At 62.0% G+C, this 21,504-nt stretch carries 20 protein-coding genes and 1 pseudogene; 10 read left to right on the forward strand and 11 right to left on the reverse strand.

Features of this window, described 5'->3' with window-relative positions; genetic code table 11:
• Positions 1–69: 69 nt before the first annotated feature.
• Positions 70–1,011 carry an N-acetyl-gamma-glutamyl-phosphate reductase gene (gene argC / locus DM807_RS00965; RefSeq protein WP_179026959.1) on the reverse strand — a complete coding sequence of 314 codons (942 nt, stop codon included), beginning with the start codon at positions 1,009–1,011 and terminating at the stop codon, positions 70–72.
• Positions 1,012–1,118: 107 nt separating this feature from the next.
• Here argC and DM807_RS00970 point away from each other — a divergent pair, with 107 nt between their 5' ends.
• Complete coding sequence (locus DM807_RS00970; RefSeq protein WP_012271927.1) at positions 1,119–2,000, forward strand: LysR family transcriptional regulator; 882 nt, start codon at positions 1,119–1,121, stop codon at positions 1,998–2,000.
• Positions 2,001–2,023: 23 nt separating this feature from the next.
• Here DM807_RS00970 and DM807_RS00975 read toward each other — a convergent pair whose 3' ends face one another.
• Positions 2,024–2,230: a tautomerase family protein gene (locus tag DM807_RS00975; RefSeq protein WP_012271928.1), complete on the reverse strand. Its 207-nt coding sequence runs from the start codon at positions 2,228–2,230 to the stop codon at positions 2,024–2,026.
• Positions 2,231–2,248: 18 nt separating this feature from the next.
• Positions 2,249–2,983 carry an SDR family NAD(P)-dependent oxidoreductase gene (locus tag DM807_RS00980; protein WP_060494376.1) on the reverse strand — a complete coding sequence of 245 codons (735 nt, stop codon included), beginning with the start codon at positions 2,981–2,983 and terminating at the stop codon, positions 2,249–2,251.
• A gap of 124 nt (positions 2,984–3,107) precedes the next feature.
• Here DM807_RS00980 and DM807_RS00985 point away from each other — a divergent pair, with 124 nt between their 5' ends.
• On the forward strand, positions 3,108–4,028 hold the full coding sequence (locus DM807_RS00985; protein WP_179026960.1) for a LysR family transcriptional regulator: 921 nt from the start codon (positions 3,108–3,110) through the stop codon (positions 4,026–4,028).
• A gap of 103 nt (positions 4,029–4,131) precedes the next feature.
• Entirely contained in the window at positions 4,132–4,404 is a 273-nt protein-coding gene (locus DM807_RS00990; protein ID WP_012271931.1) for a hypothetical protein, read from the forward strand.
• A gap of 61 nt (positions 4,405–4,465) precedes the next feature.
• On the opposite strand, the gene DM807_RS00995 is transcribed toward DM807_RS00990, so the two are convergent.
• Complete coding sequence (locus DM807_RS00995) at positions 4,466–5,116, reverse strand: TIGR04211 family SH3 domain-containing protein (RefSeq protein ID WP_012271932.1); 651 nt, start codon at positions 5,114–5,116, stop codon at positions 4,466–4,468.
• Between the two features lie 270 nt (positions 5,117–5,386).
• Between DM807_RS00995 and DM807_RS01000 the strand changes: the two genes are divergently transcribed.
• The gene (locus tag DM807_RS01000; protein WP_179026961.1) at positions 5,387–6,730 is read left to right on the forward strand and encodes an OprD family porin; all 1,344 of its coding nucleotides are present in this window, start codon (positions 5,387–5,389) and stop codon (positions 6,728–6,730) included.
• Positions 6,731–6,862: 132 nt separating this feature from the next.
• Entirely contained in the window at positions 6,863–7,342 is a 480-nt protein-coding gene (locus DM807_RS01005) for a VOC family protein (protein ID WP_060515312.1), read from the forward strand.
• A gap of 85 nt (positions 7,343–7,427) precedes the next feature.
• On the opposite strand, the gene DM807_RS01010 is transcribed toward DM807_RS01005, so the two are convergent.
• Complete coding sequence (locus DM807_RS01010) at positions 7,428–9,176, reverse strand: BCCT family transporter (protein WP_179026962.1); 1,749 nt, start codon at positions 9,174–9,176, stop codon at positions 7,428–7,430.
• Positions 9,177–9,492: 316 nt separating this feature from the next.
• Between DM807_RS01010 and DM807_RS01015 the strand changes: the two genes are divergently transcribed.
• The 4 genes from DM807_RS01015 to DM807_RS01030 all read left to right on the forward strand — a co-directional run bounded on the left by DM807_RS01015 (position 9,493) and on the right by DM807_RS01030 (position 11,706).
• Complete coding sequence (locus DM807_RS01015; RefSeq protein ID WP_012271936.1) at positions 9,493–9,810, forward strand: hypothetical protein; 318 nt, start codon at positions 9,493–9,495, stop codon at positions 9,808–9,810.
• 8 nt (positions 9,811–9,818) lie between these two features.
• Positions 9,819–10,019, forward strand: coding sequence for a DUF1289 domain-containing protein (locus DM807_RS01020; protein WP_012271937.1), 201 nt, complete (start codon positions 9,819–9,821; stop codon positions 10,017–10,019).
• Between the two features lie 49 nt (positions 10,020–10,068).
• The gene (locus DM807_RS01025; protein WP_012271938.1) at positions 10,069–10,710 is read left to right on the forward strand and encodes a LysE family translocator; all 642 of its coding nucleotides are present in this window, start codon (positions 10,069–10,071) and stop codon (positions 10,708–10,710) included.
• 207 nt (positions 10,711–10,917) lie between these two features.
• Entirely contained in the window at positions 10,918–11,706 is a 789-nt protein-coding gene (locus DM807_RS01030; protein WP_060515310.1) for a substrate-binding periplasmic protein, read from the forward strand.
• A 17-nt stretch (positions 11,707–11,723) separates the two neighbouring features.
• On the opposite strand, the gene DM807_RS01035 is transcribed toward DM807_RS01030, so the two are convergent.
• Genes DM807_RS01035 through DM807_RS01050 form a run of 4 tightly spaced genes read right to left on the reverse strand, consistent with a single transcriptional unit; the run spans position 11,724 to position 16,867 of the window.
• Complete coding sequence (locus tag DM807_RS01035; protein WP_012271940.1) at positions 11,724–12,743, reverse strand: XdhC family protein; 1,020 nt, start codon at positions 12,741–12,743, stop codon at positions 11,724–11,726.
• Between the two features lie 39 nt (positions 12,744–12,782).
• Positions 12,783–14,144, reverse strand: coding sequence for a c-type cytochrome (locus tag DM807_RS01040; protein WP_179026963.1), 1,362 nt, complete (start codon positions 14,142–14,144; stop codon positions 12,783–12,785).
• 18 nt (positions 14,145–14,162) lie between these two features.
• Positions 14,163–16,412, reverse strand: coding sequence for a xanthine dehydrogenase family protein molybdopterin-binding subunit (locus DM807_RS01045; protein WP_179026964.1), 2,250 nt, complete (start codon positions 16,410–16,412; stop codon positions 14,163–14,165).
• The gene (locus DM807_RS01050; RefSeq protein WP_012271943.1) at positions 16,412–16,867 is read right to left on the reverse strand and encodes a (2Fe-2S)-binding protein; all 456 of its coding nucleotides are present in this window, start codon (positions 16,865–16,867) and stop codon (positions 16,412–16,414) included. The genes DM807_RS01045 and DM807_RS01050 overlap by 1 nt, the downstream gene beginning before the upstream one ends.
• 258 nt (positions 16,868–17,125) lie before the next feature.
• Here DM807_RS01050 and DM807_RS01055 point away from each other — a divergent pair, with 258 nt between their 5' ends.
• Positions 17,126–19,312: an OsmC domain/YcaO domain-containing protein gene (locus tag DM807_RS01055; RefSeq protein ID WP_060515307.1), complete on the forward strand. Its 2,187-nt coding sequence runs from the start codon at positions 17,126–17,128 to the stop codon at positions 19,310–19,312.
• Between the two features lie 23 nt (positions 19,313–19,335).
• Here DM807_RS01055 and DM807_RS01060 read toward each other — a convergent pair whose 3' ends face one another.
• Both DM807_RS01060 and DM807_RS01065 read right to left on the reverse strand, forming a co-directional pair.
• On the reverse strand, positions 19,336–20,229 hold the full coding sequence (locus DM807_RS01060; protein ID WP_069943331.1) for a DUF6708 domain-containing protein: 894 nt from the start codon (positions 20,227–20,229) through the stop codon (positions 19,336–19,338).
• Positions 20,230–20,231: 2 nt separating this feature from the next.
• Positions 20,232–21,504 (reverse strand): annotated as a pseudogene (locus DM807_RS01065) (T6SS effector BTH_I2691 family protein); the annotation flags it as partial.

Below are 21,504 nucleotides of genomic sequence, written 5' to 3' on the forward strand. Positions count from 1 at the left end.
CTCCGGCGGGTGAGATTACAGCCCGCGCTGTGTTGGCGCGGGTTGTACAGTCTAACCGGTTTTGCCGTATCAGCCTTGTGCCTGTAATGCACCGAGCATCAGGTCGAGGTTTTGCACCGCAGCACCCGAGGCGCCTTTACCCAGGTTGTCGAACACGGCGGTGAGCAGGACCTGGCCATGCTCGGGGTTGGCGTACAGCGCCAGGCGCAGGTTGTTGCTGTCGTTCAATGCCTCGGGGTCGAGGTTTGCCGCAGCGCCGTGCTGGTGCAAGGGCATCATCTGGACGTGGCGGGCACCCTGGTAATGCTGCTCCAGGCAGGCCTGCAACTGTTCGGCGTTGACCTGCCCAGGCAGCAGGCGCAGCTGCAGTGGAATGCTCAGCACGATACCTTGGCGGTAGGCGCCGTAACCGGGCATGAACATCGGCCGCGCCGACAGCCCGGCATGCTGCTGGATTTCCGGCACGTGCTTGTGCGCCAGTTCCAGGCCATACAACTGCAAGGCCGGGGCTTTGCCCGCGCCGGGTTGTTCATGCCGCTCCACCGCAGTGCGCCCGCCGCCGGAGTAGCCGGAGATGGCATGGATGTTCAGTGGGTAATCTGCAGGCAACAGGCCAGCCTTGACCAGCGGCCGTAGCAAGGCGATGGCACCCGTGGGGTAGCAACCTGGGTTGCTGACCCGCTTGCTGTTCGCGATACGCTCGGCTTGTTGCTCGTCAAGTTCCGGCAGGCCATACACCCAGCCTGGCGTGATGCGGTGCGCGGAGCTGGCGTCGATCACCCGCACGTGTGGGTTGCTGATTACTGCCACGGCCTCACGTGCAGCATCGTCGGGCAGGCACAGCAGCGCGATGTCGGCGCTGTTGATCGCCTCGCGGCGGCGTTGCGGGTCTTTGCGCTCGGCCTCGGGCAGGGTCAGCAGGCGCAGGTCGCCACGGCCCTGCAGGCGGGCATGAATTTGCAGGCCGGTGGTGCCTTGGTCGCCATCGATGAAGACAACAGGGGTGTGCATGGTCGGGGTCCGGTTGGGGAAGGATGGCCTATGCTCGCCTGTGGCTTTGCTAATGAAAATTTGAATATGATGATCGACATGTTCATTTTTTCTGAATTGATCCGACCATGCGCGAAATCAGCCTCGACCGCCTCCGCACGTTGGTGGTCATCACCGACCTGGGTTCATTTGCCGAGGCCGCCCGCCAGCTCAACCTGGCGCCGCCCACCATCAGCCTGCACGTGGCTGAACTGGAGGCGCGAGTGGGGGCCCCGTTGCTTACCCGCACCCGTGGTCAGGTGCGGCCCACGGCCATCGGCGAAACACTGCTGCTACGTGCCCGCCGCCTGTTGGCGGACGCCGACCTGGCGCTGGACGAAGTACGCCGGCAGGTCGAGGGGTTGACTGGGCGGGTGCGCCTGGGCGCTTCTACCGGCGCCATCGCCCATTTGCTGCCACAAGCCTTGGCGCGGCTGCGCATGGAGCACCCCGGGATCGACGTGCAGGTACAGGTGCTGACCTCACAGGCCTCGCTCACGCGCCTGCGTGAAGGCACGCTGGATATCGGCCTGGTGGCCTTGCCGCAGGTGGCCGGCAAAGGGCTGATGGTCACCCCCTGGCGGCGCGACCCGATTCTTGCCTATGTGCCGGCCGACTGGCAGCCACCGGCCAGGGTCACGCCGGGCTGGCTGGCGCAGCGGGCATTGATTCTCAACGACAGCACTACCCAGCTGTCACGGGTGACCGGGGAATGGTTCGCGACAGCGGGGTTGTACCCCACGCCGCGCATCGAGCTGAACTACAACGATGCGATCAAGAGCCTGGTCGGCGCCGGCTACGGGGCGACGCTGTTGCCGCAGGAGGGGGAGGCGGCCGAGCTGGACCGGCGTATTGCTCGCCGGCCATTGCGGCCGGGGTTGTGGCGGCAGTTGGGCATTGCTTGCCGGGCGGGGCAGGCAGAGCGGGCCACGGGGTATGTGCTGCAAGCGTTGGAGCGGTTACGGCAATAGGGGCCGCTCGGCGGCCCCAGGCCTCAACGCCGCTCTCGCGCCCGGACTGCGGTCACGGTCTCGCCACCGACACCCCAGTTATCGGTTGGCACCTCCTCGATCACCACAAAGGTACTGGCAGGCGGCTTCCCCAGCACCTCCTGCAACATACGGGTCGTCTGTTCGATCAACTGGCGCTTGTGCTCAGCGCTCACCCCTTCATCGGTTACGCGAATATGGACATAAGGCATGGTTGCTTGCTCCTCGGGTCAATGCCATGTGCCGGCGGTACTGCCGCCATCCACCGGCAGGATGACGCCGCTGACGAAGCGTGAATCGGCCAGGTACAACACCGCGTCCACCACGTCCTGGGGCGAACCGGTGCGGCCGCTTGGCGACAGTGCGCCCATCCCCTGAACATTGTCGCCATGCAGGGGGGTCTCGATGATCCCCGGCGCCACGGCATTCACCTGCACGCCGCTGGCCGCCAGTTCCAGCGCCAGGCCTTTGACCGCCTGGTTCAGGCCGCCTTTTACCAACACCGGCAGCAGGGCTGGTACGCGGGTATCCGGCTGCAGGGCGATGGAGGCCGTGATGGCGATGATCTGCCCATGCCCTTGCTGGGTCATGATCCGCGCTGCTTCCTGGGCTGGGTAGAAAAAGCCTTTGAGGTTGGTGCCGACCAACGCGTCCACATCCATTGCAGTGTATTCGGCAAACCGTTTGGCAATGAAAATGCCGGCGTTGTTGATCAGGATGTCCACACCGCCAAAGGTGTGAGCGGCCTTGGCGAACAAGCGTTGCGCCGTGGCCGGTTCGGCGATGTCACCCGCTACGCCAATAAACCGCGAAGCGTTGCCGAGGCGAGCGGCGGCCTGCTCCAGGCGTGCCTCGCTGCGGGCATTGCCGACGACGTTGTCGCCGCGTTCCAGGAAGGCCTCGGCCAGGGCAAAACCCAGGCCGCTGGAGGCCCCAGTGATGATGACGGTACGTGGCTTGTTCATGTGCTTGGTCTCCAGTGAATTGAGCCATCGGCTCGATGTGGACTCACTGTAATTGGCTACCGATGCTTGAAAAATAAGGCGCGAGGCATTTCAATCGATACACCATGTAATTAATTGAGCCGCCATGCCCCGCCATTTCGATGACTTGCAACTGGGTAGCCTTGAGCTGTTCTGCCTGGCCGCCGACAGTGGCAGCTTCACTGCCGCAGCCGCACTGGCCGGCGTCACGCCGGCGGCGGTCAGCCGCAACGTGGCGCGTCTGGAGGAGCGCCTGGGGGTACGGTTGTTTGTCCGTACCACGCGGCAAATGCGCCTGTCCGCAGCGGGCCATGCCTATTACCTGCAATGCCGACAGGCGCTAGGGCAACTGGTCGAAGCCGAACGCCAGGTAACGGGTGGGCAGGTCGAGCCCAGTGGCTTACTGCGCATCAGTGCGCCCACGCCCTATGCCCATCATCGGTTACTGCCGCTGCTGCCGCGCTTTCGCCAGCGCTACCCGCAGGTGCGGGTGGACGTGCATGTCAGCAACCGCAACGTCGATTTTGCCGAGGAACCCTTCGACCTGGCCATTCGTGGCCGCGAACCGGCCGACTCACGGCTGGTGGCGCGTCGGCTTGAGGATGCCGAGCTGGTGGTGGTGGCCACCCCGGGCTACCTGGCCGGTGCCGGCATGCCGCAGGTGCCACAGGACTTGCAGCACCACGAGTGCATCCAGTTTGAAATGCCCAGCAGTGGCCGCCGCCCGCCGTGGACCTTTCGCCAGGATGGTCGTCAGGTGGAAGTGGAAACGCAGGGGGCGCTCACCTGCCTGGGCGACTTTCTAGCCACGGCCACGCTGGTGCGCCACGGCGGCGGGCTGATGCAGGCTTATCGCTTTACTGTGCAAGACGCATTGGTCAGCGGCGAACTGGTCGAGGTGCTGACGGCGTTTGGCGGCACCTCTCGGCCCTTCATGTTGATCTACCCGCAGGCACGGCACATGCCATTGCGGGTGCGGGTGTTCATCGATTTCCTGTTCGCCGAGGCCGGGCAACCGCTGAGCTGACGTGGTGCGGTGCAGGCATGGGCCGACTATGCTTTTGGCTGCGCCGAGCCGAATAGGCCTCGACGAACCTTACGGTTTTCCAGGAGAACGCTCCATGAAATCCATGAAATCCATGAAATGCATACCCTTGCTGGTGATTACCTCCGTCCTCGCTTTTGCCGCACACGCAGACCCAGCAAGCAACTGTGCGGCCAAGATCAAGGAACTGGAGGATTTCCATAAAGCCAGTGGTCAGGCGATGCATGGCGGCATGGCCCATGACTTCAAAGTTCATCTGCAAAATGCCAAAGATGCTCAGAGCAAGGGTGACATGGCTCAATGTCAGGCCTCTGCGGACCAAGCCAAGACCATCTATAACAAGGCTCGTAGCAAATAAGCTCGTACGGGCCTCTTCGCGGGTAAACCCGCGAAGAGGCCCGTGCAGGATGGCCCCGCCGTCAGAACCAGCGATCGTTCTTCTTGCGTCCCCGGGTCAGCGCCGGCAGGATCAACCCCGCCAGCAAACCCGCACCAGCAATGCTGCCGCCATACACCATGTAGCGCATCATCACCTGCTTGTTCTCATCCCCCAGGCGCGCCTGGGTATCGCGCAGCTCCGACTGGCTTTGGTCCAGCTGCTCGTTCAGCGCCTTGTTGCGCGCCTCCAGTTCGTCGATCAGCTGTTTGCGCGAATCGAGCGTTTCCTGCATGCCCTGCACGCGGTTTTTCCAGCTGTCGTCGATGGTCTTCAGCTGCCCGGTCAGTTCCACGACCTGGGCATCGAGCATCGGCAGGCGTTCGTTCTGTCCAGGAACCGCCTGCAGGTCGTTGCTGAGAATCCACACCACATCGCCGTTCTGCCCGCGCACCTGGCTGTAGTTGCCCTGGCTGCCGATCAGGGTGAGTTTTTGCCCGGACTTGAGCGTTCCGACGATGCGGTGGCCATCCGTCGGGCCGCTGCGCACGTAGGTGCTCAGGCTGTCGCTGACCCAGCGTGCATCGCTGGCAGGCTCTTCGGCGTGCACCGGTGCGGCAAGGGTCACCAGGGCGGCAATCAGGCCGCCGCGCAGGGCAGGGAGGACGGAAGCAATTGGGCGGGAATCGGGCATGTTGGGTCTTCGCTGAAACAGGACAAAAGTAGGCCCGGTGACTGGGCCGATGAACCGGTCGGTGAGTTGACCGTCAGCCAAAGACCGTTTTTTTGTAAGCAGGTTCACTACCTGACGTCGGAAATGTCTGCAGGATGTTGCAAGGCCCGACCCAGGGCATTGCCTTGTCGATGACGCAATTGTAATGCGCCGATCACCTTGGCGTTATCTGCCGGCCGTCAATCTCGGCCCGCCGACATAACAACAAATGCGACGTTCAAGGAGCATCGGATGACCTGCAGATCACCCCTGAAACTGGCGGCTTGCCTGGCACTGGCCAGCGTTGGCAACCAGGCCATGGCCGCAGAAGAAAGCGCTGAAGGCTTTGTCGAGGGCAGTACCCTCAGCGTGCTCAACCGCAATTTCTACTTCAACCGCGACAACCGCGATTCCGCCGCCCCCACGCACAACCCCAACAAGCAGCCTGACAATGGCTACTCCGAAGCCTGGGCTCACGCTGTGATTACCCGCTTCGAGTCGGGCTTCACCCAGGGTACTGTCGGTGTTGGCCTGGATGCGTTCGCCATGCTTGGCCTCAAGCTCGACACCGGCGGCGGTCGCAACGGCGGGCGTAGCTCTTTCGATGTAATGCCCGTTGACCGTGATGGCCAGGCCCGTGACGAATACACCAAGATAGGTGGCGCGGCCAAGGTGCGCCTGTTCGACACGGTCCTGAAGGTAGGCGATGTGTTCCCGGCCAACCCGGTGGTGGCGGCAGGCGACTCGCGGCTACTGCCGGAAAGCTTCCGTGGCGTGACCCTGGAGAACACCAGCATCAAGGACCTGACCTTGCAGGCCGGGCGTTTGCACGCCATGAGCCAGCCAATGTCCAGCGACCTGCGGGAAAACTTCGTGACCTTCTACGGCGGCCCGGTCGATTCGCCGTGGATTGCCTATGGCGGTGGTGACTACACGCTCAATGACCATGTCAGCGTCAGCCTGTTCAGCAGCCGGCTCAAGGATGTGTGGAACCAGTACTACGCCGGCACCAGCCTGAGCTGGCCGTTGAGCGATGAGCTGGCCCTGCTTGGCGGTTTCAACTATTACAAGGCGGTTGATGAAGGGCAGCGGCGCCTGGGTGCCTTCGACAATGACATCTGGAGCGCCAAGGTCGGCGTGCGCCTTGGCGCTCACACCCTGGCGCTGACTCACCAGCGCAACAACGGCGACGATGACTTCGACTACCTGCGCCAGTCCGACTCGATCTTCCTCGACAACTCTATCCAGTACAGCGACTTCAACTCGCCCAAGGAGCGCTCGTGGATGCTGCGTTACGACCTGAACATGGCCGCCTATGGCGTGCCTGGCCTGTCGTTCATGACGCGCTACGGCAAGGGCACAGACGCCGACTACTCCAATGCCAACGCCACCTACATGCGCCGCGACGGCGACGGCAACCCACTGACCGACCAGAAGCGCTGGGAACGTGACATCGAGGTCAAGTACGTGGTGCAGACCGGCGCAGCCAAGGACCTGTCATTGCGCGTGCGCCAGGCCACCACCCGGGCCACGGCCTTCGAGTCGGACCTGGACGAAGTACGGCTGATCGTGGAATACCCGCTTTCGATCCTGTGAATTCACCTTGGCAGCCTTGTTGCTCCTTTGGTTTGGGTGAATATTTTGGCGCTCCGCATGGAGCGCTTTTTTTTCGGGCTATTAAGTTGCAGCTAGACTCATGGGTTCACACCCTTTCAGGGAGCCAGGACCATGACTGCCAAGAATACCGTCTGCCTGTGGTATGACCACGATGCCGAAGAAGCGGCGAACTTCTATGCCCGAACCTTCCCCGATAGCCAGGTGGTCGCGGTGCACCAGGCACCCGGCGATTACCCTTCAGGCAAGCAGGGCGATGTGATTACCGTGGAGTTCACGGTAATGGGCATTCCTTGCGTCGGGCTCAACGGTGGTTCGACCTTCAAGCACTGCGAGGCGTTTTCGTTCCAGGTCAGCACCGCGGACCAAGCCGAGACCGACCGTTTGTGGGATGCCATTGTCGGCAACGGTGGCGAGGCCAGCGTGTGTGGTTGGTGCAAGGACAAATGGGGGATTTCGTGGCAGATTACCCCACGTGTCCTCATCGAAGCCATCGGCCACCCCGACCGTGCGGCGGCCAAGCGGGCGTTCGAGGCCATGATGCAGATGGGCAAGATCGATGTGGCCAAGATAGAGGCGGCATTGAAGGGTTGAGGCAGGTTCTGCTTAAGTCCCCGCCTCGCAGCCCCTTTAGGTGACACAAGGCCGTTTCGACAGGGGACCGCCCAGCCTTGCAGGGTCAGGTTTGGGAAACTTCGTTCGCTGCCGTTACCGGCTTTGTCGAAGCCTTCTTTTCCTGCACCACAATGTAAAATTCCTCACCATGCTTTACCGCACCATACAGCACGGCTTTTTCGATCAGTTCGTTGCCGCGCAGGTGACGCAGCATCATCGGGTCCTTGCGCAGGTCGCGGTAAAGCGCCAGGCACAGCAGTACCATCACCATCACGAACGGCAAGGCGACGACGATGGTCAGGTTCTGCAGCCCGGTCAGTGCCTCGCCGGGGTCACGCGGGTCGCCAATCGCCAGCATGATCGCCGCCACCGTCCCGGTCAGCGCGCCCCAGAAAATTACCGTGCGCCGTGATGGCGCGGTGGTGCCGTGTTCCGATAGCGTGCCCATCACCAGCGAGGCTGCATCGGCTCCCGAGACGAAGAAAATGCCTACCAGGATCATCACCAGCACCGAAGTCGCCGAGGCCAGCGGGTAGCTGTCCAGCAGTTGGTACAACGCGTGGTTGCTGTTGACCGCACCGTTGGCCAATTGGAGGGCACCCTCGCGCACGGCATCGATGGCGGCGCCGCCGAAGATGGTGAACCACACCAGGCTGACCAGGCTCGGCACCAGCAGCACCCCTGTAACGAACTGGCGGATGGTGCGGCCGCGGCTGATGCGGGCGATGAACATGCCCACGAATGGCGTCCAGGAAATCCACCAGGCCCAGTAGAACACGGTCCAGCCGGCCAGCCAGTTGTTCATCTGCTCGCCGCCACTGGCGTTGGTGCGGGCCATCATTTCCGGGAGCATCTTGATGTAGATGCCGAGCGATGTCGGCAGCAGGTTGAGCATCAACAGGGTTGGCCCGACCATGAACACGAACACCGCCAGCACCAGCGCCAGCACCATGTTGGTGTTGGAAAGCCACTGGATACCCTTGCCGATGCCCGACACCGCCGAGGTGACGAAGGCAATGGTCAGCAGGGTGATGATCGAGATGTAGAACAGCTTGCCGGGGCTTTCGATCCAGCCGTTGTATTCCAGGCCGCCGGCAATCTGCAGCGCACCCAGGCCCAGCGAGGCGGCCGAGCCGAACAGCGTGGCGAAAATCGCCATCATGTCGATCAGGCGGCCGAGTGGGCCGTTGGCGTGCTTGCCGATCAGCGGCCGGAAGGCTGCGGAAATCAACTGCGAGCGGCCACGGCGGAAGGTGCCGTAGGCGATCACCAGGCCGACGATGGCGTACATGGCCCAGGGGTGCAGGGTCCAGTGGAACAGGGTGGTGGCCATCGCCACCTGCATCGCTTCGCTGGTCTGCCCGCTGGCCGAACCGGGCGGCGGCGATACGTAGTGCGACAGTGGCTCGGCCACGCCGAAGAACATCAGGCCGATCCCCATGCCTGCGCTGAACATCATTGCTACCCAGGACACCGTGCGGAACTCCGGCTGTTCGCCATCACGGCCCAACGGAATTCTGCCGTAGCGGCTGGCGGCCAGCCACAGCACGAACACCACGAACAGGGTGGAAGTGAGCACGAAGAACCAGCCAAAATTGAGAATGACCCAGGATTGCGCGCTGGAGGCGCTGCTGGCCAGGCTGGCCTGGTTGAGGAAGCCCCAGAGCACGAATGCGATGGCCAGGAGGCTGGTGAAGCCAAAGACGATCCAGTCGAGTTTGCCCTCGAAATGTCGGTCCTGGCGGGCTTCTGCGGTTTTCGAGGGGTCTGTCACGCCAAGATCGAGTGTTTCGGTGATGTGTTCCTTTGCCATGAATGATGAGGCCCCTTTGTGGTTTACCTGCGTATGCAGGCTTGTTGTTGTATGGGCTACCGAGCGCGATGAAGGCTTCGGCGGGGTGGAGTGCTGGCGCGATTATCCTGCGCCGGAAAAGGCGACGCCTGTCCCCATAGCGCCCTGGGGCGTCCATTACGCGACTTGGCAAATACTTTTAGTTCTGGGGGCAGTGGCCCTTTCTGCCTCGGCTTCTGGTAACCTGATGGGCATTACCCGGGCCCGCACATACGAGCACCGTAGAAGCGCTGCTGCTTGCGGCCCTGGCCGTACCAGGAAACGGAGATTCGTCATAATGGCCACTGACCGTGTGAGCCTGATTCATTTCGATAAATTGAGCATGAGCCCTGCCGCTGCCGATCGGTTCCAGAAAGCCCTCGACGCGCTGGCAGCGCTCAAGCTGCAGGACCGTTACGTGTACCTCATCGCTCCTTATCTGGGTGATATCGCTGACGCCTCCGACCTTGAACAACTGGACACCGCCCTGGGCCAGTGCATTCGTGTGGTCGATGAGCTGCTGGCTGCCAGGTCGGTCAGCAAGGCCAAGGCCGAAGAAGTACGCCAGGTGTTTCACAGCGCCGCCGAACGTGCTCGGGCGGAAATGCCCGGCTGAGTGGTGGCATGGCCAAAGACATCGACAACCCTTGCGTCTCTTTATGCCAGCTGAACAGCGAGCTGTGCGTGAGCTGCGGCCGCACCCGTGACGAAATCCGCAAGTGGCGGGGCATGAAGCGCCCCGAGAAGATGGCCACTGTGCAGCGGGCGGCGACGCGAATGAAGGCTATCGCCAAGAAGGCGGCCAAGCGGCAGAATGCCGACTGAGCCTGCGTGCCATTCACGCAACCTTTCCTGATTGTTTGTCGAGCCTGAAATGGATTCTCACTCGCTGTTTGCGTTTACCCTGGTCGCCGCCATCGCGATCGCCAGCCCTGGCCCTGCCACCTTGATGGCCATCAACAACAGTCTGGCCCATGGCCAGCGCAGCGCGATCTGGTCGTCGCTGGGCAATGGCACGGGCCTGTTCTGTCTGTCGGCCGCGGCCATGTTGGGGTTGGGCGCATTGCTGGCCAGTTCTGAAGTGCTGTTCAATGCCGTGAAAATCCTGGGGGCAGGCTACCTGTTTTACCTGGGGGTGCGGCAGTTGTTGAAAAAAAGCCCGATGCTGGAGCAGGGCGCCGCAGAGGGTGCAGCCAAGGCAAGGCCTACGCCGCTGAAACTGTTCAAGTCGGCCTTTCTGACGGCGGTGACCAACCCCAAGGCGACCATGTTCTTCACCGCGCTGTTCCCGCAGTTCATCGACCAGGGCGCGGCGTTATTACCGCAGTTCCTGACCTTGACAGGCATTTTCGTGGCCTTGTCGCTTACTTCACTGAGCTTGTATGCCGCCCTGGCTGCGCGGGCCAAGGGTGTGTTGACCCGACCTTCGCTGTCGCGCTGGGTGAGCCGGGTGGTGGGCACCACCTTTATCGGTTTTGGCGCGGCGATCCTGGCAATGCGGCGGCAGGGGGCCTGAAAAGGCCGGATTCCAGTCAACTGTGCGGGCCCTCATTGTCTATCCTCCGGCGGTTTTTCTGCTGGCCGATGAAAGGCCCGTCTATTGGCCGCTGATGGTCCAGACTGCCTAGAAGACGCACAGATGATTGCTGCAGCCGACCACAGTAGGTGGCAGCCTTTGGCCACCATGTCGGGTCGCCGGATGTACATGTGCCGAGGGTCGTAGATGATCGAGCGTTGCTTTCGCCGCGCCTTGCTACTGTTGTGCCTGTTGCCGCTGCCCCTGGCTGCGGTAGCGGATGATGCATGCCGACGGCTCACCGCGACCGGCAATCCTGAATACCCGCCGTACTTGTGGCGCGACCCGCAAAACCCCCAGCAATTGATCGGTGCCAATGCTGACCTGCTCAAGTACTTGGGCAAGCAGTTGGGGCTGGATATCGAAGTGGTTTACGGCGGGCCGTGGTCGCGAGCCCAGGAAGAGGTGCGCACCGGTCGGATCGATTTGCTGGCCGGGTATTTCCTGACCGAAGCACGCCGGCTGCAGATGGACTTCATTGCCCCGCCATTCCTGCATACCCCCAGCGTGGTCTGGGTGCGCCAGGACAATGCCTTTGCCTACCGACAATGGGCCGACCTCAAGGGCCATAAGGGCGGCACTCTGGTCAACAACAGCCATGGCCAGCAGTTCGATGAATACGCCCGGGCCAACCTAACCCTTGAAGCGGTGCCCAGCGCCCGGCAGGCGTTCGAGAAGCTGATGCACAAGCGCAGCGATTACGTGGTGTACGAGCAGTACCCTGGTATGGCGCTGGCGCGTACCTTGGGCATCGCAGCCACTGTGCAGGTGTTGCAGCCGCCAGTGTCCAGCGAAGGGTTGTACCTGGCGATTTCGCATGATTCGCCCTGTAACCTGCCGCAGTTGCGTGAGGCGCTGGCGCGGGAAATGGCGAAGATAGTTGCCGGAGCGCTGCCCGATCATTTGCTGAAGCAGAACCTGGAGCGGTGGCAGTAACGCGCAGGTGCGCGCTTCTACAGGGACCGTGCCAATCGTTCTGCTTCCTTGGCTTGGGTGACGTTGACTGCCCCAGGCAAACTTACGTTGTTCTTCGCCGCGAGGATCTCGGCCATGACGCTGACTGCAATTTCCGCTGGGGTCTTGCTGCCGATGTAGATGCCAATCGGGCCGTGCAAGCGCCGCAGCGAAGCTTCGCTCTCACCGAAGTGCTCGATCAGCCGTTCACGGCGTAATTGGCTGTTGCGCCGCGAACCGATGGCGCCAATGTAGAACGCCGGGCTGTGCAACGCTTCGAGCAGGGCCAGATCATCCAGTTTTGGGTCGTGGCTGACGGCGACGATGGCGCTGCGAACGTCAGCGGCGAAGGCGCGGACCACGTCGTCTGGCATGCCAGGCAGCAAGTTGACCCCGGCAACATTCCAGCCTGCCGTGTACTCCGGGCGCGGGTCGCACAGCGAAACGCTGAAACCGTTGAACAGGGCCATGGTGGCGAGGTACTCGGCCAGTGCGCCGGCACCGATCAGCAGCAGGCGGTAGCCTGGGCCGAGGGTGCTGAGCATGCGCTGGCCATCGAAGCTGAACAGTTCAGGCAAGCCCGTGGCGCAGAGGCTGGCTTCGCCGCTTCGCAGGTTCAGGTCACGGCGTACCAGGCTTGCGCGGTCGAGGCAGGCCAGCAGTTGTTCAAGGTGCTCCAGCGAAGGGGTGAACTCCAGCACCAGTTCGAGGGTACCTCCACAGGGCAGGCCGAAGCGGTGGGCCTCGTCGGCACTGACGCCATAGCGCACGACCTGGGGCTGGCTGGCGGGCATGCCGGGGCCTTCGTATGCACGGGTGTAGCGATGGATGAGGTCGTCCTCGATGCAGCCCCCGGAAACACTGCCGACCACTCGACCGTCACTGCGCAGGGCCATCATCGAGCCGACCGGGCGCGGGGATGAGCCCCAGGTGCGGGCGACCGTGGCGAGCAGGGCGCGGTGGCCGGCTGCAAGCCAGTCACGGGTAGTGCGCAGGACCAGCAGGTCGATGCTTTCCATTGGGGCTCCATTAACCTAGGTGTTCAAAAATTGTCCGATTCAGCGCATATGCAAGATGATCGGGCTGCTACTGGCCGGGTCGGTATGCCCTCGCAGCTTGCCCACTGCTTGCGCGTTCACCGCGCCACCCTGGTTACCCCATGCCGTACGCACGAAGCTCAGCACTTCGGCAATCTCCTGATCACTCATCTGTTCGCGAAAAGCCGGCATGCGATAGGCATCCGGCACCCCGGCAGCCACCACCCGCTGCGAACCGTTGAGGGTGATATTGATGGCCGAGGCATCCTCCCTGGCCAGTGCCGAGGTTGCCCCGGCCAACGGCGGCATCCATTCGGCCTGGCCTTTGCCGTCCAGGCCGTGGCAGGAGGCGCAGCGGGTCACATAGGCATGCGCCCCAGGGCTGTCGAGCTGCGCAGCTGCCGATTCGGCCCGGTATTGCCACGGCGCGCCGTCACGCTGTGGGTCACCGGGCAGGGCCTTCAGGTAGTGGGCGATGGCGGCCAGGTCATCGTCATGCATGAATTGCGTGGAGTTGTTGAACGCCTCGGTCATCGAACCAAATACCACGGCATGCCGGTTGCGCCCGGTCTTCAGAAACTGCGCAATCTCAGCCTCGCTCCAGCGCCCCAGCCCGGTGTTGTGGTCGGCGCGCAGGCTAGGTGCGTACCAGCCGTCGAGCAAGGCGCCAGCCAGGAACGGCTTGCCACTGTCATCCAGTGCCTTCTCGTTGAGCGCCAGGCCGCGCGGTGTATGGCAACTGCCGCAGTGGCCAGGCCCCTGGACGATGTAGGCGCCACGGTTCCATTGCGCATCTTGCCCGGCCTTGTCGGCGTAAGGCGTTGTGGCAGCGAACAGCCCGTTCCACAAGGCGATTGGCCAGCGCAGGTTCAGTGGCCAGGGGATGTCGCTGGCCAGGTTGGTCTGCTGCACCGGTTGCACGCTGTGCATGAAAAAGGCGTACAGCGCCTTTACATCGTCATCAGTGAGCTTGGCATAGGACGGGTAGGGCATCGCCGGGTACAGCCGTCGACCACCGGGCGCGACACCTTGGCGCACGGCGCGGTCGAAGTCGGCCAGGCTGTAGTTGCCGATACCCTTGTCGCGATCGGGAGTGATGTTGGTGGCGTGGATTGCCCCCAGTGGGGTGGCCATCTCCAGCCCGCCGGCAAACGGTTTGCCGTCTGGCAGGCTGTGGCAGGCCACGCAGTCGCTAAGCCGGGCCACGTACTCGCCGCGGCTGATCAGCGCCGGGTCGGCTTCGGTGGCCTGCGCCTGCGCCTGGGCCTGGGCTTCGGCGAACGGCGAAGCAGGCTCACGGGTGACATACCAGGCCAGCAGGCCTGCCGCGACCAGGCACGGCAGCGCCAGCCAGCCAGCGGTTCTTGCGAAACGATGGGTCATGGGGCGTCCCTTGTGCGATCAGCTGAAGGTATGGCGGCTCAATGGCAAGCTGCGTACGCGCTGGCCGGTGAGCTGCGCGACCGCGTTGGCCACCGCCGGGGCCACGGCCGGCAACGGTGGTTCGCCAATGCCGCCCATCTTCGCCCCGCTTTCGACGATGCGCACATGCACCCGGGCCATGCGCGCAGGCGGCAGGATCGGGTACAGGTCGTAATTGCGCGCGCGCGGCTTGCCGTCCACGTACACCGCTTCTTCCACCAGCGTCTGCGACAGGCCAAGGGCGACGGCGCCGTTGACCTGGTGCTCGATGATCGCCGGGTTGACGATGCTGCCTGGGTCGATGGCCTGCCAGATGTCGTGCACCTTGACCTGGCCGTTGTCGATGGACACCTCGGCAATGACCGCAGCCTCCGAGCCGAACGGTGAGGCCATGGCCACACCGCGTGCGCGCTTGCTACCGTCTTCGGCGGTGAACGGCCCACGCTTCCAGCCACCGGACAAGTCGGCGACCGCGTTCAGCAGGTGGGTCAGGCGTGGGTTGTCGCGCAGCAGGTGAAGGCGCAGTTCGAACGGGTCTTTGCCGCCTTTGTCAGCCAGCTCGTCGAGGAATGACTCGTAGAAGAAGTCGTTCAGCGAATTGCCCACAGAGCGCCAGTAGCCGAGCATGGCTGGGCCTTTGACGTAGATCTGGGCGATGCGCTTGTTGGCGATGGCGTAGGCCTTGCCCGACAGCCCCTCAAGCGCGGTCGGGTCGATCTTGTCCCCCTGTTTGCCTGCGATGGCCTCGGTTGGGCCTTCGGTGGCGCTTATCGCTTCGAGGGCCACTGGCATGCCGTCGGCATCCAGCCCGGCGCGGAACTTCACCACGGCAACCGGGCGCAGTACATCACGCAGGAACTCTTCTTCGCGGCTCCAGATAAGCTTTACCGGCCGGCCAACGGCTTTGGCCAACGCAATGGCCTGCGGGTAAGGGTTGGCCGAGTCGTACAGGAAATGCCGGCCAAAGAACCCGCCCAGTAGCGGCGAGTGCAGGTTGATCTGTGCAGGCTCCAGGCCGGTGCGCTTGGCAATGTCATCACGGAACATGTCCGGGGCCTGGTTGGGCAGCCAGACGTCCAGGGTGCCGTCCGGGTTGAAGCGGGCGAGGGCGGACGGCGGCTCGAGCTGGGCATGGTTGAGGTATTGATTGTGATAGCTGGCCTCGACCTTGGTCTTGGCATTGCTCAGGGCGCTGGCCACATCACCTTCATTTTCTTCATCACGGGCCGGGCCCTCGACCGTGGCGAGGTGTTCGCGCCAGGCGTCGCTGGAAAAGTCGGCCGGCATCGGCCGAACCTTGCTGTCGGCGGTTGGCTCTTTCCAGTCCACTTGAAGCGCCTCCACCGCACGCTTGGCGTGCCACCAGCGTTCTGCGACCACGGCCACGGCGCCCGGCAGCTGATGCACCGAATGCACGCCTTTCATGGCCTTGACCTGGTCTTCGTTGCGCAAGCTGCCCACGGTCATGCCCAAGCGTGGCGCATGCTGCACGGCGGCGTGGAGCATGCCGTCGACCTTGATGTCGATGCAGTACTGGGCCTTGCCAGTGGATTTGTCATAAGCATCCAGGCGGCGTACGGGCTTGCCGATCCAGCGAAACTGGCTGGGGTCGCGCAATTTGACGCTGGCCGGGTCGGGCACGGGCAGGTCCATGGCGCGCCCCGCCAGTTCTCCGTAGGGTATGGAGCGGCCAGTCGTGGTATGTACCACGTTACCCGGCGTGGTTGAAAGCTCATCGACCGGCACGCCCAGCTGTTCGGCGCCCGCCTGCAGCAGCATGGCTCGGGCGAGGGCGCCCAGGCGGCGCATGGTCGGATAGCTCATGCGTACCGACATGCTGCCGCCGGTAATGCGCATGCCGTTTTCCATCACCACGTAGGCTTCGCCCGGTGGTGCGCTGTCGACCACGAAATGAGCCGGGTCGACGTCAAGTTCTTCACCGACGATCTGTGCCATGGCGGTAAACGGGCCTTGCCCACCTTCCATGAAGGGGCTGAGCAGGCGTACCGTGCCGTCTGGGCGAATTTCCAGAAACGCCGGCACCTGGGTGCCGCGCTCAGCAGTTGCCGCCGCTGCAGCTTGCACGCGAGCCGAGCCCATGGGCAGGCCGAAGCCCAGTACCAGGGCACCGACTGCGGTGCTGGCCAGAAAGCGCCGACGCGACAGGTTGACCGTTTCGCCCAGTTGCAACCTGTGCAGTTCGGCGAGGGTATCGACGGGCGTGTTCATCAGGCCTGCTCCCCTTGGGCCAGATCATGCACGGCGGCATGGATGGCGTTGTAGGTGCCGCAGCGGCACAGGTTGACCATGGCTGCATCGATCTGCGCATCGCTAGGCTTGGGCGTGTGCTTTAGCAGCGCAGTGGCTGCCATCACCTGGCCAGACTGGCAGTAGCCGCATTGGGCCACCTGGTGCTCGACCCAGGCGGCGACCACGCGTTTGCCGACGGCATCGGCCTCGATCGCCTCGATGGTGGTGACCTCGCGGCCGACCACACCTGCCACCGGGGTGACGCAGGCGCGCACCACGTTGCCATCCACCAGCACCGAACAGGCGCCGCACTGGGCCAGGCCGCAGCCGTATTTGGTGCCGGTCAGCCCCAGGTCATCGCGGATCACCCACAGCAAGGGCGTGTCGGCGTCCGCCTCGACCTGATAGGTCTTCTGGTTGATGCGTAGTTCCATGGTTCACCTGCCAGTCATCGGTTGCTGTCGCGTTGTTTTTTTCAGTGCGGGAATACGTTGTTCCCCAGAGAAGAAACGCTAGCACAGGGGGATGACCGCTGGTCTGGTGTCGGGGCGAGGTTCAGAGGATCAGGCAAGCAATCCGGTGGAATGCGCAAGGGCGTGAAGGGGTGGGGCAGGTAAACAGGACTTCCGTTGTGAAAACCCGGATAATGCCGGCCAATTTCGTTTTGCACGCTTAAATCACGGTAAATCCGCATGGAAATCAAGGTCAATTTTCTCGACAATCTCCGTCTCGAAGCCAAGTTCGACGACTTCACGGTGATCGCCGATCAACCGATCCGCTACAAAGGCGACGGTTCGGCCCCAGGCCCGTTCGACTATTTCCTGGCGTCTTCGGCCTTGTGCGCGGCTTACTTCGTCAAACTGTACTGCCAGACCCGCGACATCCCCACCGAAAACATTCGCCTGTCGCAGAACAACATCGTCGACCCGGAAAACCGCTACAACCAGATCTTCAAGATCCAGGTCGAGTTGCCCGAGGATATTTCCGAGAAGGACCGCCAGGGCATCCTGCGCTCCATCGACCGCTGCACTGTCAAGAAGGTGGTGCAGACCGGCCCCGAGTTCGTGATCGAAGTGGTCGATAACCTCGATGCTGACGCCCAGGGCTTGCTGATGCCGGTGTCGGACACCAGCACCTACATCCCCGGCAAGGACCTGCCGCTGGAGCAGACCATCGCCAACATGTCAGGCATTCTCGCCGGGCTGGGGATGAAGATCGAAATCGCCTCGTGGCGCAATATCGTGCCCAACGTCTGGTCGCTGCACGTGCGCGACGCGCAGTCGCCGATGTGCTTCACCAACGGCAAGGGTGCCACCAAGGAAGCCGCGCTGGCCTCGGCACTGGGTGAGTTCATCGAGCGCCTTAACTGCAACTTCTTCTATAACGACCAGTTCTGGGGCGAAGACCTGGCCAATGCGCCGTTCGTGCATTACCCCAACGAGCAGTGGTTCAAACCGGGCCCGCGCGATGCGTTGCCGGCCGAGATCCTCGACGAGCATTGTCTGGAGGTCTACAACCCTGACGGCGAATTGCGTGGTTCGCACCTGTACGACACCAACTCGGGCAACAAAGCGCGGGGCATTTGCTCGCTGCCGTTCGTGCGTCAGTCCGACCAGCAAGTGGTGTACTTCCCGTCCAACCTGATCGAAAACCTGTTCCTCAGCAATGGCATGAGCGCCGGCAACACCCTGGCCGAGGCGCAGGTGCAGTGCCTGTCGGAAATCTTCGAGCGCGCCGTCAAGCGCGAAATCCTGGAAGGCGAGCTGTGCCTGCCGGACGTGCCGCAGGAGGTGCTGGCCAAGTACCCGGCGATCGTCGCCGGCATTCAGGGGCTGGAAGAGCAGGGCTTCCCGGTACTGGTCAAGGATGCGTCGTTGGGTGGCGAGTTCCCGGTCATGTGCGTGACGCTGATGAACCCGCGCACGGGCGGTGTGTTTGCCTCGTTCGGCGCACACCCAAGCCTGGAAGTGGCGCTGGAGCGTAGCCTCACCGAGCTGCTGCAGGGCCGCAGCTTCGAAGGCCTGAACGACCTGCCGCAACCGACCTTCGAAAGCCACGCGCTGACCGAGCCGAACAACTTCGTCGAGCACTTCATCGACTCCAGCGGCGTGGTGTCATGGCGCTTCTTCAGCGCCAAGGCCGACTTCGAGTTCGTCGAGTGGGACTTCTCCGGCCACGGCGAGAACTCCAACCAACAGGAGGCCGCGACGCTGTTCGGCATCCTAGAGGCGCTGGGCAAGGAAGTGTACATGGCGGTGTACGACAATCTGGGCGCCACTGCTTGTCGCATTCTGGTGCCGGGCTACTCGGAAATCTACCCGGTCGAGGACCTGATCTGGGACAACACCAACCGTGCCTTGTCGTTCCGTGCCGACATCCTCAACTTGCACAGCCTCGACAGCCGCTCACTGAAGCTGCTGCTCAAGCGCCTGGACAACTGCGATGTGGATGACTACACCACCATCACCACGCTGATCGGCGTGGAGTTCGACGAGAACACCGTGTGGGGCCAACTGACCATCCTTGAGCTGAAACTGCTGATCTGCCTGGCGGTACAGCGCTTCGAGGATGCCAAGGAACTGGTCGAGGCGTTCCTGCAGTTCAACGACAACACCGTCGAGCGCGGCCTGTTCTACCAGGCGCTGAACGTGGTGCTGGAAGTGCAGTTGGATGACGAACTGGAGATGGAGGACTACGAAGCCAACTTCCGCCGCATGTTCGGCAACGCGCGCATGGACGCGGTGCTGGGTTCGGTGGACGGCAGCGTGCGCTTCCATGGCCTGACCCCGACGAGCATGAAGCTCGAAGGGCTTGATCGCCACTTGCGCTTGATCGAGAGCTACAAGAAGCTGCACGCGGCGCGGGCCAAGTTTGCCTGATAACCGCCGCCCTCAAGCGTCGCTCATACGCGCCTTTTTTGGGTTGAAGGTGCTGGAGCTTCCTCGAACGCTTCTGGGGGCGGTGGCGCCGCTCGGACGTTGAACAGGCGGCAGATGCCGTACCAGCAGATGGCGACGGTGAGGTTATAGGGGAACAGCACGGCCCAGAACGGCAATTGCCAGTTCTTTTTGCCCTGCATTTCACCGGGCTCACCGGTTCGCCAAGGAGCGTAGTGGCGCCAGGCTTCGGCTGGGGTCAGGCAGATGGCGTGCAGCGGCTTGTGCCACCAGTTGGGCTCGCCAGGCGGGGGGAGTTTGTCCGGGCCGTGAGCCATGAAATGGCGGAGGTATTCCCAGACTTCGGCGACGTGTCTGACGCCAGGCTCCGTGGGTTCGTTGCTGTCGACCCATAGGCAGTCTTTTTGGTGGAGGCTGCCATCTGCCCGGCGAGGGGCGAAGGCGAGGGCGTAGCTGGTGCTGAACGATGAGCCGCCGTTTTCGGTGCGTTTGAAAAGGCCTCCGCCCGTGTTGCTCCACTCAAAGACAAATAGTTTACTCAACCGCTGATAGTAAATTTTCTGAGTTGATCGGTTGAAGCATAAGCTTGATAAGCGTTTTATGAAATATATTCGATAGGCTAAAAACGGGAGGAAGATGAAAGGTCCAATTACTGTGAGGATGATAAAGGTATAGCTAAAGGTGTATGGGTCCCATGCTTCGCTGGATAGTAGGTATGGGTAGAAGAAGATAATCGACGCGACAATCATTGCGCAGTAAATCTTTCCCATAAATACAGAGTCTGTTACCCAGGGGTTTCGCAGGGTTAAAGTTTTACTTGATAAGTTTAATAGCTGTCCGCCAATAGCAGGTTTGTGCCCGGAGTCTGTGGTTGGATTGAATAGCCAGATGGTCGCCATGCTCAGCGCTCCAGATGAAAAGTTGACAGGATCTCATTGTTCTCGTCCAGGCCTTGATTGGTGCTGTAAGTTAGATGCAGTGAGACATATTTTTGGTTAGCTAGCGTGTTTTCGAAGTGCAGAACCAAGCCAGCACCTACGATGTGGCCGGTCGGGGTAATTGGAAGCAGGTCCCTTCCATGGTCATCACGGAGGGCATTTAAGCGTCCTGACCATTCGCTTACCCCAAGCACAAAGCCAGGTAGCAGCACTGTGAACTCAGCGGTTGGTTGAGGTGTGGAAACTTCGTTATGTGTGATAGCGGCCCAGTTGGGCGGAGACCAGTAATCATTCTGATGCCACCGGGTGTCGACATGAGATACGCCGAGTGACAGGGCCTGCTCGGTAGATAGAAGTTTTGGGCCGTAGTGCTGATTGTGCCAAGCTTTGATTTCGGCTTGTAGCGAGTGGAAAGAGGGCAGTTTCTTTTCATAATCCAAAGTTATGCCGGGACGCTCCTCTCCATCATTATTACGATTGCCGAAGATACTGCGTGCTGCCCACAACTCAATTGGGCTATGAAGGTGCTCATGTGCCTTGGCGTGTAGGTACAGGCCTACTCCAATGATGGCTACGCCTACGAGGACAAGGGCCGCTGCGGCCCATCCGGCAAAGGGTACTAGCGTTGTAGCGCCTGCAACTGCAAGACCTGCTTCAAGAATTACAACGGAACCAATGGCCATGCTTAAACCGCCAGCTAAAGTGTAATCAGCAGCTGTTTGATTGCCGTTCGCTCTCTGGCGCCCTGCCTTGAAAAAATCTGAAAATAGAGTGAATGCTATTGCAGGATATCCGGCTAAACGCGCAAACAAGTTACTGCTTAGGAACCTGATAACGCCGTTACCAAACGCCATCCCAGGTGCTGTCGAGCTTAATCGCAGCATCACCGCCTTCTGCGTTGCCCGAACGCTGACCGTTGTCGCTGCCGCTGCACCGATCACCCCGAATATCGATGAAGCAAAGCCCAAGGTATATTCCGGTGCATTGCTCTTCTGCAGGCTGCTGTAGGCCGTCTTGAGCGATAAGATGTTGAACCACAGCATGCCTGCGTTAAAACCACCGCCACCGCCCGCGGTAAGCAAGCCGAGAAAGTTAGGTTTCACCCGCGCGGTAGTGGTCAGCTCGATCAGCACGTTTCGGCTACCCGAGATGCGCAGCGCTTTCATCTCCTCTACCTGCGCCATGCCGCTCTTCAAATACTTCTGTACTTCCTGGCTGAACGGATTTTCCGTGATG

The sequence above is a fragment of the Pseudomonas hunanensis genome (assembly GCF_013393325.1).
GTDB lineage: Bacteria > Pseudomonadota > Gammaproteobacteria > Pseudomonadales > Pseudomonadaceae > Aquipseudomonas > Aquipseudomonas putida_P.